General features: G+C 55.8%; 2 protein-coding genes. Both read right to left on the bottom strand.

From position 1 onward, the window contains the following. Positions 1–289: 289 nt before the first annotated feature. Complete coding sequence (glmS, locus tag ACP5EL_RS10145) at positions 290–2,101, bottom strand: glutamine--fructose-6-phosphate transaminase (isomerizing) (RefSeq protein WP_428402394.1); 1,812 nt, start codon at positions 2,099–2,101, stop codon at positions 290–292. A gap of 120 nt (positions 2,102–2,221) precedes the next feature. Continuing rightward, positions 2,222–2,516 (bottom strand): hypothetical protein (locus tag ACP5EL_RS10140; protein WP_428402393.1); only part of this gene is annotated, 295 nt, incomplete at its 5' end.

The following is a 2,516-nucleotide window of genomic DNA, read 5'->3' as shown; positions in this document are numbered from 1 at the left end:
ATCCGACCTTAATAATGCGTCGAATGATATCGATTCTCAAAAAATCGATAGCAGGGAAATTAGTGAGCGTTCAAACCGTTAATGCGAAATGCCGGTTATATGCCCTTATTGCTATAATAGCATCTTCCTCGTCTTCGTATAACTGTCCGATCTTCTCTCGCCCCTCTCCCGATAGATCCCCAAGACCCCTGGGCGACATCTCTGAGGGCGTTTCCGGCATACAACCCGATCCCGAAGGGATCGGGCGCACACCTCGCAAGTGGCGCCTACAAAATAGAGTCCGAACGACTCAGAGCACAGTCACGCTCTTCGCCAGATTCCGGGGCTTGTCGGGATCGAGGTTCTTCTGAACCGCCAGCTCGTAAGCCAGAACCTGCATCGGTATCGCCTGGATCACCGGGTTCAGATCCCCGCAGTCGGGAACCTTGATCCAGCGGTCGAATACGGGATTGTTCCAGTCCGCAACGCCGATCACAAAGCCGCCCCTGGCCTTCACCTCCTGAGCGTTCGATATGATCCGATCCTCGTTATCCCTGGATACGAAGACGAAGACGGGAGTTCCCTCCTCGATCAGCGCCAGAGGGCCGTGCTTCAGCTCCCCTCCGGCGAAAGCCTCGGTGTGAATGTAGGAGACCTCCTTCACCTTGAGGGCGGCCTCCAGGGCAGTGGTGTACTGCAGCCCCCGGCCTATCATGTATATGTGATCCTCGGAGGCTAGATCCCGGGCCAGGGCCTTCAGCTGATCCCTCATCGACCTCGAGGTCAGGTTGTAGACGTCCATGTAAAGGTCCTTCACCTTCCGCATGCAGGACTCGTGATCTCCATTCAGAGCGCAGGCGAGGAGCCCCATCATCACCACCTGGGAGGTATAGGTCTTGGTGGAGAGGACGCAGATCTCGGGCCCCGAGTTCATGAGCAGAAGCTCGTCCCCCTCCCGGGATAGAGACGATCCCATGACGTTGGTTATGGAGACGATCCTGCTCCCACGCCTCTTCGCGGCCCGAACCGCCTCCAGGACGTCGGCGGTCTCTCCGGACTGAGATACGGCAAAGACGAGGGTATTCTCGGTGAGGAAATGCTCGTAGTTCTCAAACTCCGAGGCGAGAGCTACGTTGACGTGCAGCTTCGCCACCTTCGAGAAGAGGTAGCTGCCCGTAAGACAGGCATGATAGCTCGACCCGCAGGCTATGAAGAAGACCCCAAACCCAGACCTGACCATCCCGGCGATCCTGTCGACCACCTCCATATTCTGGAGGCACGCCCTCTGGATCGTCTCGGCCTGCTCGGAGATCTCCTTGAGCATGAAATGATCGAAGTTTCCCTTCTTCGCCTCCTGGAGATCCCATTCGACGGTGCTCACCGGGCGGGCGACCTCGCCGAAATCGAGGTTGAAGAACTGGAGATCGCTCCTCTTCGCCACCACGAGATCGCCATTTTCGAGGTAGACCACATCCTTGGTCCAGTCGAGGAAGGGCGCAACGTCTGAGGCGAAGAAGGTCCCGTGATCTGCAAGGCCGAGCACCAGGGGCGAATCCTTCCTCGTGGCCACGATCTTCTCTTCACCCTCATGGATGGCCAATACCGCAAAACTTCCGCGGAGCTTCTTGAAGGCCTCAACGCAGGCGTGCTCAAAAGAGCAGCCGTTCCACGAAGACGCAGCCCCCGGAATTGAACTGTCCTTTGAGAGCTCATCCTCGATCAGGTGAGCTATCACCTCAGAGTCGGTCTCGCTTGCGAATCTGTGGCCTCGCTCGGCCAGACTCGTCTTGAGCTCGTAAAAGTTCTCTATGATCCCGTTATGAATTATGGCAACCTTATTCTCGCAGTCGATATGAGGATGAGCGTTCTCGGCCGTCACCGCCCCATGGGTGGCCCACCGAGTATGCCCTATCCCCACGTTCCCCTCGACCTCATCGAGGTTGAGCCTCGCCCTCAGATCATCGATCTTGCCCGCATCCTTCCTCGTCTCAAGCCGGCTTGAGACGGTAGCGATCCCCACAGAATCGTACCCCCGGTACTCGAGGTTCTTCAGCCCCCTCGACAGTATCGGTGAGGCCTTTTCGGATCCTATGTATCCGAATATCCCGCACATCTCTTCCATTCCTCCCGAAATTTATGATATCATAATACATCAGATTGAATTTATCCAAGCCAAGACCAGCCATCGCCCACCAGGCCTCCTATCATCGTCATCAAATCAGCTCTGGGGGCGGCCAATTAACTAGAAGAACCTCCGCAGTGCCCAGTCAGGGACGTTGGCATACTTTTGAACTATTTTAATGAATAGATCCTCCTGCTGATGGCGGTCCATCCCGTAACCGTCATCGAAATCGTATCTTTTCATATCCAGAGCCATCAGCCGGATCTGGGCTTTGGCCATCTTGAACTCCTCCTTCAAAGAGGCGATTATGTTGATGTAAAAACCGATGCTTCGCGGCTTCTCTGATGACAGGTTCTTTACCAGGCCGCACTCGGTGCAGTATGGGTGGGCTTTCAATCCGCATACTCGTCCCTGG

Origin of the sequence: Methanocrinis sp., from assembly GCF_049974945.1 — an archaeon.
In the GTDB taxonomy this organism is placed as follows: Archaea; Halobacteriota; Methanosarcinia; order Methanotrichales; family Methanotrichaceae; genus Methanocrinis.
This window is presented reverse-complemented; position numbering and strand designations above follow the sequence as displayed.